Raw genomic sequence first — 16,647 nt, forward strand, 5'->3', positions numbered from 1 at the left:
GACAACCCCGCCAAGAGCGTCAGTGGCTTTCCGGGCCAGACCCTGCCAGGCCCCCGTCCGTACACATCATCATCACTGTGGCTTTCGCGACACGGTCCAGGGCGAGAGGCCTGAGAACAGAAGCGCCTTGCCCACCGCGATCCGGTCGGTTGGACGAGCTCGACGCTCGTCCGGCCGACCGGGAACATCCACTCCGCATGCCCCGGCTGGTCGAGGCGAAAGGATCTGCCGTGTTCGAAGAGCTCAACGTCGTCCGGGGCTTGGAAATCCACCGGAGGGACCGATTCGATCCGGGCGCGGAACTCCTCGCCCTGATGGACCAGGGCCCCATTTCCGCCTTGGGCACCGAGGATTCCGGGGAACGCCGGACCGCGTGGCTCGCCACCGGGTACGACGAGGTCCGGCAGGTCCTCAGCTCGGACAAGTTCAGCGCACGGCTGATCTACGGCGGGACCGCGGCCGGGATCGCCTGGCCCGGTTTCCTCACCCACTACGACCCGCCGGACCACACCCGGCTGCGACGGCTGGTGACGCCTCCGTTCGCCATCCGCCGGATGCAGGGGTTCCGGCCGGAGGTCGAGCAGATCGTCGAAGACGTTCTCGACACCATCGAGGACATGGGCGGTCCCGCGGACTTCGTCCCGCAGTTCGGGTGGGCCGTGGCCACGACGGCGACCTGCGACTTCCTGGGCATCCCGCGTGACGACCAGGCGGATCTGTCGCGCACCTTGCACGCCAGCCGGACCGAGCGGACGGACAAACGGCGCAACGCGGCGGGCAACAAGTACATGACGTACATGAACAAGGCGGTGGCCCGCGTCCGCCGCAATCCTGGCGACGACCTGTTCGGTGTCGTGGTGCGCGAGCACGGCGACGAGATCACCGACGCGGAGCTGGCGGGGGTGGCCGCGTTCATCATGGGCGCGGGCGGCGACCAGGTGGCGCGTTTCCTCGCCGCGGGCGCGTTGCTGATGGCCGATTTCCCGGAGCAGTTCGACCTGCTCCGCGAAAAGCCGGACACCGTCCCGGATTGGCTCGAAGAGCTGACCCGGTACCTCACCACCGACGAGAAGCTCCACCCGCGCATCGCGAAGGAGGACGTGCTGATCGGTGACCGCCTCGTCAAGGCGGGCGACACCGTCACCTGTTCTTTGCTGGGAGCGAATCGCGGGAAGTTCCCGGCCGCGGAGGACGAGTTCGACATCACCCGGGAGAAGGCCCCGCACGTCGCGTTCGGGCACGGCATCCACCACTGCCTCGGCAGGCCGCTGGCGGAGATGGTGTTCCGGGTCGCGATTCCGGCGCTGGCCCTGCGTTTTCCCAAGCTGAGGCTCGCCGAGCCCGACCGCAAGCTCAAATTCGGGCCGCCACCGTTCGACGTGGAAGCCCTGCTGCTCGACTGGTAACGCCAGAAGCCTGAGGAGAATCATGGTAGTTCCCTTGCCGCATCAGCGGATCCGGCTTGATCCGGTGCCGGAGCTCTGCGCGTTGCAGAAGGAGGGGCCGCTCCACGAGTACGACACGGAGACGGGGCTGAACGGCCGCAAGCAATGGTTGGTCACCGGCTACGACGAGGTGCGGGAGATCCTCGCCGACGCCACCCGCTTCAGTTCGATGCGCCCGGTCGACGACGAGGCGGACCGGGCCCATCTGCCGGGGATCCTGCAGGCCTACGATCCGCCCGATCACACCCGCCTGCGCGGGACCGTGGCGGGGGCGTTCAGCGTCCGGCGGATCGAGCGGCTGCGGCCCCGCGTCGAAGAGATCCTCGAAGAGGGCTTGGACGATCTCGAAAGCATGGGTTCGCCGATCGACTTCGTCCGGTACGCGGGCTGGCCCATCCCGGCGCTCATCGCCTGCGAGTTCCTCGGCGTCCCGCGCGACGACCAGGCCGACCTGTCACGGATGATCCGTGACAGCCGGGAGAGCCGGATTCCCAAGCAGCGGGCCCAATCGAGCCTCGGCGTCGTCCACTACTGCGAAAAGCTCGCGGCCCGCGAACGCCGCGATCCCGGCGACGAACTGATCGGTTTCATCGTGCGCGAGCACGGGGACAAGGTCAGCGACGAAGAACTGTCGGGGCTCGCCGAGGCGATCCTGATCGTGGCGGTCGAGCAAATGGCCGCCCAGCTGGCGATGGCGGTGCTCCTGTTCGCGATCAACCCCGCCCAGCTGGCGCTGCTCCAGGAGCGCCCGGAGCTGGTGAACAGCGCGACCGAGGAAGTCCTTCGCTACCCGACGATCGTCGAGGCCCCCTCTCCCCGGACAGCGCTCGTCGACCTGAACATCGCCGGATACGACATCCGCGCCGGTGACGTGCTGACCTGTTCGATGCTGGCGGTCAACCGCACGCTCGGGGACAAGTTCGACATCACCCGCGAGAACTCGCCCGGGCATCTGGCCTTCGGGCACGGCATCCACCACTGTGTCGGGGCTCCGCTGGCCAGGCTCGAACTGCGGGTGGCGCTGCCGGTGCTGGCCCGCCGGTTCCCGTCGCTGCGGCTGGCGGTCCCAGAGGAGGAACTGCGGTTCGTGGCGGGCAAACCGGCCCCGTTCAACATCGAGGAGCTTCCCATTGAGTGGTGAGGACACGCGCCCGCTCCACATCCGCAGGCAGGACCTCGATCCGGCGGACGAACTGCGCGCCGCCGGACCACTGTCGAAGGTCACCGTCGGATCCGGAGCGGACGCCGAAACCATCTGGATGGCCGCGGGACATTCCGTCGTGCGGCAGGTCCTCGGCGATCACAAGCGGTTCAGCACGCGGCGCCGTTGGCACGAGCAGGACGAAATCGGCGGGGAAGGCATCTTCCGGCCGAACGAGCTGGTCGGCAACCTGATGGACTACGACCCGCCCGAGCACACCCGGATGCGGCAGAAGCTGACCCCCGGGTTCACGCTGCGCAAGATGCGGCGGATGGAGCCCTACATCGAGCAGATCGTCACCGAACGGCTCGACGCCATGGAGGACGCGGGATCTCCCGCCGACGTGATCGAGCTCGTCGCCGACGAGGTGCCGGGGGCCGTGCTGTGCGAGCTGATCGGGGTTCCCCGTGACGACCGCGCCATGTTTTTGAAGCTGTGTCACGGACATCTCGACGCCTCGCTGAGCCAGCGGAGACGGGCGGCCGCCGGCGAGGCGTTCTCCCGCTATCTGCTGGCGATGATCGCCAGGAACCGGAAGGACCCCGGCGAAGGGCTGATCGGGGCGGTCGTCGCCGCACACGGCGACGAGGCCACCGACGAGGAGCTGAGGGGCTTCTGCGTTCAGGTGATGCTGGCCGGTGACGACAACATCTCCGGCATGATCGGGCTCGGCGTGCTGGCGTTGCTGCGGCATCCCGAGCAGCTCGCCGCGCTGCGGGGCGAAGGCCAGGCGGCGGACCGCGCGGTCGACGAGCTGATCCGGTACCTGACGGTGCCGTACGCCCCGACACCCCGGACGGCCATGGAGGACGTCACCATCGGGGAGGAGGTCATCAAGGAGGGGGAGACCGTCCTCTGCTCGCTCCCGATGGCCAACCGTGATTCCGCGCTGCTGCCGGAACCGGACCGCCTCGACCTCGCGCGCGAGCCCGTCCCGCACGTGGCGTTCGGGCACGGAATCCACCATTGCCTCGGCGCTTCCCTTGCCCGTCTCGAATTGCGGACCGTGTTCACCCTTCTGTGGCAACGTTTCCCCGAGCTGAGGCTCGCGGATCCCGCGAAGGACACCATGTTCCGCCTGACCACCCCGGCCTACGGCCTCACCAGCCTGATGGTCGCTTGGTGAGGCGCCGGTCCAGTGGGTCGTGAGTGGCGTTTCGGGTTATTGAGGGGTAAGGCAAACGTGCCTTGGTCGTGGACGCGTTGCGAAAGCCACTTTCGGGACATCAGACGTCCCGAAAGTGGCTTTCGCGACACCCGGACCAACACACGGCCAAGCGATCACCCGCGAAACGTTTTGTCTTACCTCTCAAAATAAGGCCGTACGTGGGCGAGCGCGAGGTGTCGCCGAGGGTGAGGGGTGTGTGGAAATAGAGACGTTCAGCGTCCCTATTTCCACACACCCCTGGGGTCGGCTGGGTCACCGGGCTGTCGTGACCGGGCGGGTAGCGGCAGACTGTGTGGATTTCTGGTCATCCAACGCAACCCGAATCGCCACTCACGACCACGTCCATGGCGGCGCGCTGGACCTCCCGCCCGATCGCGGATGAAGATGGCGATGCGGCGCGCAGCCGGACCGCAATTCCTGGTCTATGAAGGAGCTTCCACTCGGTATGGAGCACGCAATCGACGAGGTCGCGCCGGCCGTGGAGCCGACGGCGAACTACATGATGAGAACGCACTGCGATCCGCATGCGGACATGTTCGCCCTCCGCGAGAAGGGCCCGCTGGTCCGGATTCTCGGGGACGCGTCCACGCAGCTGGGCACGGGCTACGTCTGGCAGGCCCTCGGCTACGACGTCGTCCGGAAGATCCTCGGTGATCACGAGAACTTCACGACGCGCCCCCGGCTGACCGAGGCGGAAGCGGCGAGGACGACCAACGGCGAAGACGTGCCCATGGCGCCGCAGTTCGTCGGGCAGATCTCGACCTACGACCCGCCGGAACACACCCGGCTGCGGAAGATGCTGACCCCGGAGTTCACCGTCCGGCGGATCCGGCGGCTGGAACCCGCTATCCAGGAACTCATCGACGATCGTCTCGACGAGCTGGAGGCGGAGGGGCCGGGCGCGGACGTCCAGGGATTGTTCGCCGATCCCGTCGGCGGCGGGGTTCTCTGTGAGCTGCTGGGCATTCCGCGGGACGACCGCAACGAGTTCATCCGCCGGATCAGGCGGAACGTCGACCTCAGCCGCGGATTCAAGGCGAGGGCGGCCGACAGCGCGGCGTTCAACCGGTATCTGCTCAGCCTCATCACCCGGCAGCGGCAGGATCCCGACGAAGGGTTCCTCGGCATGCTCGTGCGAGAGCACGGGGACAACGTCACGGACGAGGAGCTGAAGGGCCTCTGCACGGCGCTGCTCCTCGGCGGTGTCGAGACCGTCGCGGGGATGCTCGGTTTCGGGGTCCTCGCGCTGCTGGATCACCCCGAGCAGAAACAAATGCTGTTCGAAGGCCGCGAGGAAGCCGATCGCGTGGTCAACGAACTGCTGCGGTACCTGTCGCCCGTGCAGCAGCCGAATCCGCGGATGGCGCTGAGGGACGTCGTCGTCGGCGGACAGCTGATCAAGGCGGGGGACTACGTCCTGTGCTCCATCCTGATGGCCAACCGGGACGAGGCGCTGACCCCGAATCCCAATGTCCTCGACGCGCGGCGCCCGTCGGTTTCGGACGTCGGATTCGGGCACGGAATCCATTACTGCATCGGCGCGGCGGTGGCGAGGACGGTGCTGCGGATGGCTTATCAGTCGCTGTGGCGACGATTCCCCGACATGAGCCTGGCGGTCTCCGCCGACGACGTGAAACTCCGGAACGCCTTCATCGACTGCCCGGATCAGTTGCCGGTCACCTGGTGATGAAGAGGGGAAGCGAAATGCGTGTGTTGTTGTGGGCGTGTGGATCACGCGGGGACGTCGAGCCGCTGGTGGCGCTGGCGGCGCGGCTGCGGGAATCCGGCGCCGAGGTGCGGATGTGCGCGCCGCCGGACAGCGCGGAGCGGCTGGCCGAGATCGGGGTTCCGCTGGTGCCGGTCGCGCGCCCGGACCGGGGGATGGACGACGGCGAGGGACGCGACCCCGCGCTGGCGGCGGCCGGGATCGCCGAGCAGTTCGACCAGATGCCGTCGGTCGCCGAAGGCTGCGACGTCGTGGTGGCCACCGGCCTGCTGTCCGGTGCGGTCGCCGTGCGCTCGGTCGCGGAGAAGCTCGGGATTCCTTACCACTACGTCGCTTTGTGCCCGATCCACCTGCCGAGTCACCTCGAAGCGCCGCAGCGGGCGATGTACAACCAGGGCGCCGACGGGCTGTTCGGTGACGCGCTCAACGCCAAGCGGGCCGAGATCGGGCTGCCGCCGGCGAAGAACCTCTTCGACTACTGCTCCACCGACAAGCCTTTGCTGGCGGCGGATCCGATCCTCGCCCCGCTCGAACCACGGCACGAGGCCGTGCAGACCGGCGCGTGGATCCTGCCCGACGAACGCCCGCTTTCCGCCGAGCTGGAGGCGTTTCTCGCCGCCGGCCCGCCGCCGGTGTATGTCGGATTCGGCAGTTCGTCCGGCACCGCCGACGCGGCGAAGGTCGCCATCGAAGCGAGCCGCGCCCAGGGCCATCGGGTGATCCTTTCCCGCGGCTGGGCCGATCTCGACCTGCCCGACGCGGGCGCCGACTGTTTCGCCGTCGACGAGGTGAACCTCCAGGAGTTGTTCCGCCGGGTCGCCCTCACCATCCACCACGACGGCACGGGGACGACGCACGTGGCCACCCGCGGCGGCGCTCCCCAGATCGTGGTGCGCTCGATCGTCGGCCAGCAGTACTACTCGGACCGGATCGCCGAACTGGGGATCGGTGTCGCACTCGAGGGTCCGGCCCCGTCCTTCGAGGCCATGTCGGCCGCGCTCACCACGGCGCTGGCACCGGAAGCCCGGGAACGGGCGATCGCCGTCGCCGAAACGATCCGCGCGGACGGGACGACGGCCGCCGTCGAACTGCTGCGTGAAGCGGTCAGCCGGGAAAAGCCGTCTGTTCCCGCCTGAACCATCTCGGAACCTAACGAACGGGGAATCACGGAATGCGCGTGTTGCTGGCGACGTCCGGAAGCCGTGGGGATGTCGAACCGCTGGTGGCCCTGGCGGTGCGGCTGCGGGAATCCGGCGCCGAGGTGCGGATGTGCGCGCCGCCGGACTCCTCGGAACGGCTGGCCGAGGTCGGCGTGCCACTGGTGCCGGTCGGCCAGTCGACCCGGACCGCGATCAAGGGGGCGAAGCCGCCGTCGCCCGAGGACGGGCCGCGGCTCTCGGCCGAGGCGATCGCCGTCCAGTTCGAGCAGGTCCCGGCGGCCGCCGAGGGTTGTGATGTGGTTCTGGCGACGGGAATGCTGGCCACCGCGGTCGCCGTGCGGTCGGTCGCCGAGAAACTCGGCATCCCCTACTTCTACGGCTTCTACTGCCCGCGCTTCATTCCCTCGCCGCACTACGCGCCGCCGCCGCCGCTCGGCGAGCCGCCCGCGCCCGAGGGGACCGACAACCGGGCACTGTGGAACAGGAACAGTCAGAGCGCCCTCAAGCGATTCGGTGAGCCGCTCAACGCCCAGCGGGCCGCGATCGGCCTGCCGCCGGTCGAGGACATCTTCCGGTACGGCTTCACCGATCACCCGGTGCTGGCGGCCGACCCGGCGCTGGCCCCGTTGCAGCCGACGGATCTCGACGCCGTGCAGACCGGTGCGTGGACCCTGCCCGACCGACGCCCCCTCGCGGCCGACCTGGAGGCGTTCCTCGCCGCGGGTCCGCCGCCGGTGTACGTCGGTTTCGGCAGCATGCGCGCGCCCGAAGAGGCCGCCAAGATCGCCATCGAAGCGGTCCGCGCCCAGGGCCGCCGGGTGATTCTTTCCCGCGGCTGGGCCGATCTGGCCCTGGTCGACGACCGGGGCGACTGCTTCGCCGCGAGTGAGGGCAACCACCAGCTGTTGTTCGGCCGGGTGGCGGCCGCCGTCCACCACGGCGGTGCGGGCACGACGACCACGGCCACCCGGGCGGGCGTTCCGCAGGTCGTGGTCCCGCAGATCGCGGACCAGCCGTACTTCGCCGGCCGGGTGGCCGAACTGGGCATCGGGGCGGCGCACGACGGCCCGACCCCGACCTTCGATTCCTTGTCCGCCGCGCTCGCCACGGCGCTCGCCCCGGAGACCCGGGAGCGGGCGGCCGCCGTGGCGGGCGAGGTCCGCACCGACGGGGCCGCCGTGGCCGCGAAACTCCTGATCGACGTGGTCAACCGGGAGAAGCCGTCCGTTTCAGTGTGACCACACGGTCCGAAAACAAGGGATACGAAATGCGTGTGTTGTTGTCGACGACCGGACTCCGCGGAGACGTCGAACCGGTGGTCGCACTGGCGGTGCGGTTGCGCGAGCTCGGCGCCGAGGTGCGGGTGTGCGCGCCGCCGGACACCGAGGAGCGGCTGGCCGAGTTCGCCGTTCCGGTGGTGCCGGTCGGCCAGTCCTTGCGCGCGATGATGCGGGGGATGTCGGAGTCGCCGGAGGGACCGGAACCCCGGCGCCCGGCCGAAGAGCTCGGCGAGCAGTTCGACCAGGTCCCGGCGGCCGCCGAAGGCTGTGACGTGGTGCTGGCGACCGGCGTGCTGTCCGCCGCCATCGGGGTGCGTTCGGTGGCCGAGAAGCTGGGCATCCCGTACTTCTACGCCGCGTACTGCCCGATCTACCTGCCGTCGCCGTACTACCCGCCGCCGTTGTCGCGTGGCGACGGCCGTCCGCCCGAGGAGGCGATGGACGACAACCGGGCGCTGTGGGACTTCTACAACGAGGTCTTCGCCAAGCGGTACGCCGCCCCGCTCAACGACAGGCGGGCGGCGATCGGCCTGCCACCGGTGGGGGATCTCGTCGAGTACGGCTTCACCGAGCAGCCCTGGATGGCTGCCGACCCGACCCTGGCCCCGCCGCGGCCGGAGCTCGGCGCCGTGCAGACCGGTGCGTGGATCCTGCCCGACAAACGCCCGCTTTCCGCCGAGCTGGAAGCTTTCATCGCCGCCGGTCCGCCGCCGGTGTACGTCGGTTTCGGCAGCACGTCCGAGACCGCCGGCACCGTGAAGCTGGCCATCGAGGTGATCCGTGCCCAGGGCCACCGGGTGGTCCTTTCCCGCGGCTGGGCCGATTTGGCGCTCCCCGACGACGGGGCCGACTGCTTCGCCGTCGGCGAGGCCAACCTGCAGGCGTTGTTCGGCCGGGTGGCCGCCGTCGTCCACCACGCGGGCGGGGGCACGACGACCGTGGCCGCGCGGGCGGGCGTCCCCCAGGTCGTACTGCCCCAGATCACCGACCAGCCGTACTTCGCCGAGCAGGTGGCCGCACTGGGCATCGGGGTGGCGTTCGAGGAGTATGGACCGGCGCCGACCTTCGATTCCCTGTCGGCCGCGCTCGCCAAGGCACTGTCCCCGGAAGTCCGGGAGCGGGCGGCGGCCGTGGCGGGCTCGATCCGCACCGACGGCACGACGGTGGCCGCGGAACTCCTGCGTGACGCGGTCAGCCGGAAGAAGCCGGCTGTTTCCGTTTGACCATCGCGAATCCGACCAGGGTGAGGAAAATGTCCGATCTGGCTGCTGCACCGCACGAGAACCGGGAAATGGCGCAATGGTTCGGCCTCGACGCCGAACGGTACGACCGCGCCCGGCCCAGCTATCCCGAAGCACTGGTCGACCGGGTCGTCGGTTTGAGCCCCGGCAAGAACTTCGTGGACGTCGGCTGCGGAACCGGCCTTTCGTCGCGTCCGTTCCAGGCGGCGGGCTGCACGGTGCTCGGCGTCGAACCGGACGCGCGGATGGCGGAGGTCGCCCGCAGGCGTGGCCTCGACGTCGAGGTCGCCAAGTTCGAGGACTGGGACCCGGCGGGCCGCACCTTCGACGCGGTCACCTCGGGAACCGCCTGGCACTGGGTGGATCCGTTCGCGGGCGCGGCCAAGGTGGCGGACGTGCTGGCCCCCCACGGTCTGCTGGCGTTGTTCGACAACGGTTTCGAACTCCCGCAGGCCGTCATGACGGCGCAGGGGGAGGCGTACCGCCACGCCATGCCCGACGTGAAGTTCGAGCCACCGTCCGAAGAGGACGGTGAAGAGGAAGACGTCGAAGGATACGTCAAGCAGGTCTACGCCAAGCAGTACGTGAAGGCCGCCGAGGGCATCCTCAAGACCGGGGCGTTCAGCGAGCCGGAGGAACTGCGCTTCGCGTGGTCGCGGGTCTGCACCCGTGACGAATGGCTGGACCAGATCCCGACCCAGGGCGGTCTCAACCATCTCGCGGAGGACGCGCGCGCCCGGTTCCTGGCGTACCTCGGCTCGGCGATCGATGAGCTGGGCGGCTCCTTCACCATCAACTACGCCACCGTCGGCATCGCCGCGATCCGGCGCTGAAGTACTCCAGGGGATACGAAATGCGCGTGTTGTTTTGGTCGTACGGAGCCCGCGGCGAGGTCGAACCGCTGGTGGCACTGGCGGTGCGGTTGCGGGAAGACGGTGTCGAGGTGCGGATGTGCGCGCCGCCGGACTCCGCCGCACGCCTGGCCGAGGTCGGCGTGCCGCACGTCGCGGTCGGCAAGCCGGTGCTCGAAGGCGCGGGCGCGCTGGGCGGGCCGCCCGAGTCACCCGAGGCCGCTGTCGCGGGGATAGCCGAGCAGTTCGAGAAGATCCCCGCCGCCGCCGAGGGGTGTGACGCGGTGGTGGCGAGCGGTCTGCTGTCCGGCGCGATCGGGGTGCGGTCCGTCGCCGAGAAGCTCGGCATCCCTTACTTCTACGCCGTTCCTTCGCCGGTTCTGCTGCCGTCGCCCGAGCACCGGGCCATGTACAACCAGGGCGCCGACGGGATGTTCGGTGAAGCGCTCAACGGTCTGCGGGCCGGGATCGGCCTGCCGCCGGTGAAGAGCCTTTACGACTTCAGCTGTACCGAGCAGCCCTGGCTGATCGCGGATCCGCTCCTGGCCCCGCGGCCGCCGGGCCTCGACGCGGTCCAAACGGGCGCGTGGATCCTGTCCGACGAACGGCCTCTTTCCCGTGAGCTGGAGGCGTTCCTGGCCGCCGGCCCGCCACCGGTGTACGTGGGCTTCGGCAGCTCGCCCGCGCCCGCGGACATCGCCAAGGTGGCGGTGGAGGCGATCCGTGCCCAGGGGCGCCGGGTGGTCCTTTCCCATGGCTGGGCGGGCTTGGACCTGCCGGACGACGGGGCCGACTGCCTCGCCGTCGACGAGGTGAACCTCCAGGTGCTGTTCGGCCGGGTGGCCGCCGCCGTCCACCACGGCGGCGTGGGCACGACGCACGTGGCCGCTCGCGCGGGCGTTCCCCAGGTCGTGGTCCCGCAGATCGCGGATCATCCGCAGTTCGCCGCCAAGGTGGCCGAACTGGGCATCGGGGTGGCGCACGACGGCCCGGAACCGACCGTCGAGTCCCTGTCCGCCGCGCTCGCCACGGCACTGGCCCCGGAGACCCGGGAGCGCGCGACGGCCGTCGCCGCGACGATCGGCGCCGACGGGACGACGGTGGCCGCGGGACTCCTGCGTGACGCGGTGGGCCCCGCCTGACCAACTGTCCGTAATGGACGCTTGGTCTCCTGTCCAGTCCGCACTGTTGTAGCGTCGTGACGAGGTCATCAAAATCATGTCCATGCTTCAGAATCCCGGGGAGACCCGGCTGCTGGCGATCTCCCCCCATTTGGACGACGCGGTCCTTTCGCTCGGGGCCGGTCTCGCCCAAGCCGCGCGGGACGGCGCGAAAGTGCTCGTCCATACGGTCTTCGCCGGGACCGCGCCTCCTCCTTACTCCGCGGCGGCGGAGCGAATGCACGCCGTCTGGGGCCTTTCGCCCGAAGACGACGCGCCGCTCCATCGGCGGAACGAGGACATCGCCGCCCTCGACGGCCTGGGGGTGGCCCACCGGCACGGCCGGTTCCTCGACTCCATCTACCGGCGGCTGCCGGACGGCCGCTGGCTGACGGATCACGTGGCAGGCGGGCAAAAGCTGGCGATGAACGAGGATTCGGCCGACGGCGACGACGGTCTCGTCGCCGAGATCAAGGCCGACCTCGAGGCGGTCATCGCGGAGTTCGCTCCCACCGTGATCGTCACGTGCGCTGCCATCGTCGACCATCCTGACAACGAGGCCGCGCGAGACGCCGCTTTGTCCGCCGCGCGCGAGAAGAACATTCCGATACGGCTGTGGGAAGACCTTCCTTACTCGATGTTCAAACCGGGCGAGATCGAACTCCCGCCGGGATTCCGCCTCGGTTCTTCCGAATTCCACTCCGCGACCGAGGAGATCTGGAAACGGAAAGTCGAGGCCGCGGAGTGCTATTCTTCCCAACTGGCGATGCTCAACGGCCGCAACAAGAATCTGTTCGCCCGGCTCGACGAGCACGCCCGGAAGAACTCACCCCATGGCGGATATGGCGAAACCACCTGGCCTGTTCTCCTTGACGAAGACATCAGCTGAACCTCCCCACAATCGACGCCGTATCACGCCCGGAGGTACCGGAGTGTCCGCAACACTCACTCATCTGCCGTCGCCGCCCTCCCAGGACTCCGCGCCCGAAAGCGCGCGCAACCGCTGGGCGTTCTGGCGTTCTCCCGCCGATCAGCCGCGGTGGGCCCGTCCGGCGCTGCTGGGCATCGCGTTCGTGGCACTGGTGCTCTACGCCTGGAACCTGCCGCGCGTCGACTTCGCGCCGCTCTATTCGGACGCCGCCAAGAGCATGTCCGAGAGCTGGAAAGCGTTCTTCTACGGCGCCGTGGACCCGGGAGCGACGTATACGCTCGACAAGCTCGCCGGATCTTTCGTGCCGCAGGCCCTCTCGATCAAGATCTTCGGTTACCACGAATGGGCCGTGGCGTTGCCGCAGGTGATCGAGGGCGTGATCTCGGTACTGGTGCTGTACCGGGTCGTGCGGCGCTGGGCGGGCGTGGTGCCCGGGCTGCTCGCCGCGGGCATCTTCACCCTCACCCCGGTCCTCGCGTCCATGTTCGGGCACAGCATGCAGGACGGCCTGCTGACGATGTGCCTGGTGCTCGCCGTCGACGCCTATCAGCGCGCCGTCCTCGAAGGGCGGCTTCGGTCGCTGGTCTGGGCCGGTGTCTGGGTCGGGATCGGCTTCCAGGCCAAAATGGTGCAGGCGTGGATGATCCTGCCCGCGCTCGCGATCGGCTACCTGCTGACCGCTCCGGTCGAACTGCGCCGCCGGATGAAGCACGTGGGGATCGCCGGGGTGGTGACGCTCGCGGTGTCGCTGTCGTGGATCGCGCTCTACACCTTCACCCCGGCCAGTGCCCGGCCGACGATCAGCGGCACCACGAACAACAGCGCGTTCGCCATGGTGTTCGGCTACAACGGTCTCGGCCGCGTCGGCATCCAGATCCCCGGCGCCGAGGACCCCAACGGCCGCGGCGGCCTGCCGTCGCTCGGCCCGGGAGGTGGCCAGGAGGGTGGTCCGCAGGGTGGTCCCGGCGGCGGCCCGGAAGGCGGTCCCGGTGACGGTCCGCAGGGCCAGGAGGGCGGCCCGGAAGGCGGCCCCGGTGATCCGCAGGGCGGTCCCGAGGGCGGTCAGCCGGGCCCGGACGCCCAAGGGAACTTCGGCACGAAGCACCAGGACGAACAGAACGGGGACTTCGGTTCCAAGCACCAGGACGAACAAGACGGGAACTTCGGCCCGAAGGCCGAGGGCGGCCAGCCGCTCGGACCGGGCGGACCCGAAATGGACCAGTCCAAGATCGAAACCCGGGCGGACCCGTTGGGGGCGACCAAACTGCTCGACGGTCACCTCGGTGTCGCGATCGCCTGGCTGTTCCCGCTCGCGTTGCTGTCCCTGCTGTGCGGGCTCTGGTGGTGGCGCCGGGCCGAACGGACCGATCCGGTCCGCGGCGGGCTGGTGATGTGGGGCGTGTGGCTGGTGACGTTCGGCTTCGTGTTCAGTGCGAGCGCCGTCGCGCACACCGCGTACGTGGCCTCGCTCGCCCCCGCGATCGCCGCCCTCTCCGCGCTCGGCATCGTGACCTTCTGGCGGGCGTACCGAAGCGGTGGCAAACAGGCCTGGATCCTGCCGGTCGCGATCGCGGCGAACCTCGCCTGGGGCGCCTGGCTCTGGTCCCACTACCCCAACTTCCTGCCGTGGGCGAAATGGGGGACGCTCGCGCTCGGCGTCGCCGCCCTCGTCGTGCTGATCCTGGCGCGGCTGATCAAGTCCGCCTCCTCGGGCCTGGTCACGGCCGGACTCGTCATCGGCGTCGTGGCCATGCTGGCCGCGCCCGCCACCTACGCCGTCTCAGTCCTTGATCCCGATTACTCCGGCAGCTCCTTCGACGCCAACGCCGGACCGGCGTCCGGCTCCTTCTGAGGTGAGCCGGTTGTCGTTCTCATCGTCTGCGGAAGACTCCGCCGGCCGGAAAGGAAATCTGCAGATGCAGGAATCGCTCGACTCCACCGAGGTGCACCGTCGTTTCCAGCTGATCGCCAACGGACCCGCGCTGTTCAACGCGGTGGTGTCCGGGATCGAGTTGGACATCTTCGACTTCCTCGCCGAGAAGGACGGTGCCGACGCGGCGGAACTCGGTGCCTTCACCGGCCTGGAGCCGCACAAGCTCCGGGTGCTGATGCTCGCGCTGGCCACCACCGGCCTGATCGAGAAGCGCGGCGTCGACTTCGTGAACCACCCCGTCGCGACCGAACTGCTCGCCGCGAGCGGCCCGGAAAGCTGGCGGCACATCCTGCTCAGCTGGAAGACCATCTACTACCCCGCGTTCGCCCGGATGACCTCCGCGCTGCGCGCCGGCACCAACGAGGCCCTCGACGCCCTCGACGGCCCCGGCGACACGCTGTACGCCCGGCTCGGCAACGACCCGGAGAAGGCCAGGATCTTCTACACGGCGATGTCGGCGTTCTCGCTGCAGACGATGCCGGGGCTGCTGGAGCACATCGACGTCAAGTCGTCGCGGCACCTGCTCGACGTCGGCGGCGGTGACGGCACCACGGCGGCGGCGCTGCTCAAGGCCAACCCCGGCCTCAAGGCCACCCTGCTCGACCTGCCGAGCAGCGTGGCACTGGCCGAACAGCGCGTGCCCGCCGAGATCGTCGACAGGCTCACCCTGCACCCGGCCGATCTGCTGACCGACCCGTTCCCCACCGATACCGACCACGCCCTGTTCAGCCACGTCCTCGACACCTTCACGGCCGAGCAGTCGGTCATGCTGCTGGCCAAGGCGTACGAGGTGCTGCCGTCCGGCGCGAAGATCTCGATCTACGGCTTCGCGGCCGCGGACGACGAGATGGGCGGCCCGCTCTCCGCGCGGCTTTCCTTGTACCTCAACATTCTGGCCACCGGCCGCGGAATGGCCTGGCCGCAGGCCGAGGCCGCGTCCTGGCTGAAGTCGGTCGGCTGCGTCGACGTCCGCTCGGTCGAGCTGCCGTTCGAACACGCCTTGGTGACCGGCACCAAGCCCTGACCTCAAGTCCGTGAAGGCCTCCTTGAGGGACCCTAGGTCCCTCAAGGAGGCCTTCACGGACTTCCGCCCCCTTACGAAAAGAGCCCCTCGCCGCGAAACGGCAAGGGGCTCTCGTCATGTAAAAGCTCAGGGAAGCCGCGGAACAATCAGCGCGGCCAGCCGCGCGACGCCCTCTTCGATCAATTCCGGCGTGAGCAGGCTGATCGAAAGCCGGAGCTGGTGGAATCCGCCCTTTCCGCCGTAGAAGTGATGCATCGGGGTGAACAGAACACCGTGATCACGAGCCGCGCGTTCCAGCAATTCGTCATCGACGACGAACGGAACGGTGACGGTGACGAAGAATCCGCCCGTCGGGGTGTTCCAGCTGACTCCGGCGCATCCCCCGAGCCTGCGCTTCAATTCGCCCAGCGTGAGGTGCAGATTGCGCTGGTAAATGGAGATTTCCCGGGTGTTGGCCTTGGTCAGGCTGAAATCGTTGAGCAGGAGCTTTCCGGCGATCACGGCCTGGGCGATGGGGGAGGTGTTCACCGTGAGCATGCCCTTGAGCTTCGAAAGCTGGTCGGCGAACAGGCCGCCGCCCGTCATCCGCTGATCCGCCACCGCGTAGCCGACCCGGGCGCCGGGCATGCCGGTCTTGGCGAAGGAACCGAGGTAGACCACCGACCCCGACCGGTCGAGGGACTTCAGCGAGGGCAGCCGCTCGGATCCGAACAATCCGTACGCGTTGTCCTCCAGGAGCAGGATGCCGTGCGCTTCGGCGACGTCGAGAAGACGGTGCCGCGAGGGCAGATCCATGCTGGTGCCGGTGGGATTCGCGAAGTTGGGGGTCACGTAGCAGGCCCGGACCCGCTTGCCCTGTTCGTCGGCCCGCTTCAGCTGGAGCACGAGGTCTTCGGGGTCGATGCCGTTCTCGGTGGACCGGACCGGCCAGACGGGGGTGTCGGTGAGCAGCGCCGCGCCGGTCAGGCCGACGTAGGTGGGCGCGGGGGCGAGCAGCACGTCGCGTTCGCCCGCGCGCAGGGTGCGGAGGACGAGGAACATGGCTTCCTGGGCGCCGACGGTGACGACCACCGATTCGGGGGCGGCGTCGATGTTCTCGTCTTCGGCGAGATTCCGGGCGATGAGATCGGCGATGACGCCTTTGGTGGTGCCGTATTGGAAGAGGGTGCGGGTGACCCCGGCCTCGTCCAGTTTCCGGTCGCGCCGGAGATGGTCGCAATAAGCGTCGATGTACTGGTGGATGAGGCTGATGTCGAAGAACTCTTCGTACGGCCGGCCTGCCGCCATGGAAATGGCCACAGGGTATTCGTCGATCAGCTCGTTGAGCAGATTCATCGACGAGATGGCCGGATCGGTGAGCGATCCGTGCAGCGTTTCCACGTTCAAGTGGGTGGACAGACCGTTTGAATCCATGAATACTAGGATTTCCATCCGCCGTTGAGGTGTCAAGAACAGTCCGTGGACGCCGGATTTATTCCCGGTTTCGCCCGACTGTCCATCGCCGAATCCTCCAGACACACGATCCCT

At 68.8% G+C, this 16,647-nt stretch carries 13 protein-coding genes; 12 read left to right on the plus strand and 1 reads right to left on the minus strand.

Annotated features, from left to right (window positions below):
• The first annotated feature begins 230 nt into the window (after nucleotides 1–230).
• The 12 genes from ACZ5IK_RS42650 (at nucleotide 231) to ACZ5IK_RS42705 (ending at nucleotide 15,120) form a co-directional block, all read left to right on the plus strand.
• The gene (locus ACZ5IK_RS42650) at nucleotides 231–1,406 is read left to right on the plus strand and encodes a cytochrome P450 (RefSeq protein WP_465492928.1); all 1,176 of its coding nucleotides are present in this window, start codon (nucleotides 231–233) and stop codon (nucleotides 1,404–1,406) included.
• Between the two features lie 22 nt (nucleotides 1,407–1,428).
• Nucleotides 1,429–2,586: a cytochrome P450 gene (locus ACZ5IK_RS42655; protein WP_465492929.1), complete on the plus strand. Its 1,158-nt coding sequence runs from the start codon at nucleotides 1,429–1,431 to the stop codon at nucleotides 2,584–2,586.
• Entirely contained in the window at nucleotides 2,576–3,772 is a 1,197-nt protein-coding gene (locus ACZ5IK_RS42660; RefSeq protein ID WP_465492930.1) for a cytochrome P450, read from the plus strand. Before ACZ5IK_RS42655 ends, ACZ5IK_RS42660 begins: the two co-directional genes overlap by 11 nt.
• A gap of 487 nt (nucleotides 3,773–4,259) precedes the next feature.
• A complete protein-coding gene (locus ACZ5IK_RS42665; RefSeq protein WP_465492931.1) occupies nucleotides 4,260–5,501 on the plus strand; it encodes a cytochrome P450 in 1,242 nt (413 codons plus the stop codon).
• Nucleotides 5,502–5,518: 17 nt separating this feature from the next.
• Entirely contained in the window at nucleotides 5,519–6,676 is a 1,158-nt protein-coding gene (locus ACZ5IK_RS42670) for a glycosyltransferase (protein WP_465492932.1), read from the plus strand.
• Nucleotides 6,677–6,711: 35 nt separating this feature from the next.
• Nucleotides 6,712–7,938 (plus strand): glycosyltransferase, encoded by a 1,227-nt coding sequence (locus ACZ5IK_RS42675; RefSeq protein WP_465492933.1) that lies wholly within the window; start codon nucleotides 6,712–6,714, stop codon nucleotides 7,936–7,938.
• 29 nt (nucleotides 7,939–7,967) lie between these two features.
• A complete protein-coding gene (locus ACZ5IK_RS42680) occupies nucleotides 7,968–9,203 on the plus strand; it encodes a glycosyltransferase (protein ID WP_465492934.1) in 1,236 nt (411 codons plus the stop codon).
• 68 nt (nucleotides 9,204–9,271) lie between these two features.
• Nucleotides 9,272–10,054 (plus strand): class I SAM-dependent methyltransferase, encoded by a 783-nt coding sequence (locus ACZ5IK_RS42685; protein ID WP_465492982.1) that lies wholly within the window; start codon nucleotides 9,272–9,274, stop codon nucleotides 10,052–10,054.
• Nucleotides 10,055–10,074: 20 nt separating this feature from the next.
• Nucleotides 10,075–11,214 carry a glycosyltransferase gene (locus ACZ5IK_RS42690; RefSeq protein ID WP_465492935.1) on the plus strand — a complete coding sequence of 380 codons (1,140 nt, stop codon included), beginning with the start codon at nucleotides 10,075–10,077 and terminating at the stop codon, nucleotides 11,212–11,214.
• A gap of 82 nt (nucleotides 11,215–11,296) precedes the next feature.
• A complete protein-coding gene (locus tag ACZ5IK_RS42695) occupies nucleotides 11,297–12,121 on the plus strand; it encodes a PIG-L deacetylase family protein (protein ID WP_465492936.1) in 825 nt (274 codons plus the stop codon).
• A gap of 43 nt (nucleotides 12,122–12,164) precedes the next feature.
• A complete protein-coding gene (locus ACZ5IK_RS42700) occupies nucleotides 12,165–14,015 on the plus strand; it encodes an ArnT family glycosyltransferase (protein ID WP_465492937.1) in 1,851 nt (616 codons plus the stop codon).
• Between the two features lie 64 nt (nucleotides 14,016–14,079).
• Nucleotides 14,080–15,120: a methyltransferase gene (locus ACZ5IK_RS42705; RefSeq protein WP_465492938.1), complete on the plus strand. Its 1,041-nt coding sequence runs from the start codon at nucleotides 14,080–14,082 to the stop codon at nucleotides 15,118–15,120.
• 126 nt (nucleotides 15,121–15,246) lie between these two features.
• On the opposite strand, the gene ACZ5IK_RS42710 is transcribed toward ACZ5IK_RS42705, so the two are convergent.
• The gene (locus tag ACZ5IK_RS42710) at nucleotides 15,247–16,533 is read right to left on the minus strand and encodes an aminotransferase-like domain-containing protein (protein WP_465492983.1); all 1,287 of its coding nucleotides are present in this window, start codon (nucleotides 16,531–16,533) and stop codon (nucleotides 15,247–15,249) included.
• Between the last annotated feature and the right edge of the window lie 114 nt (nucleotides 16,534–16,647).

The organism is Amycolatopsis sp. NPDC031561 (assembly GCF_055580625.1).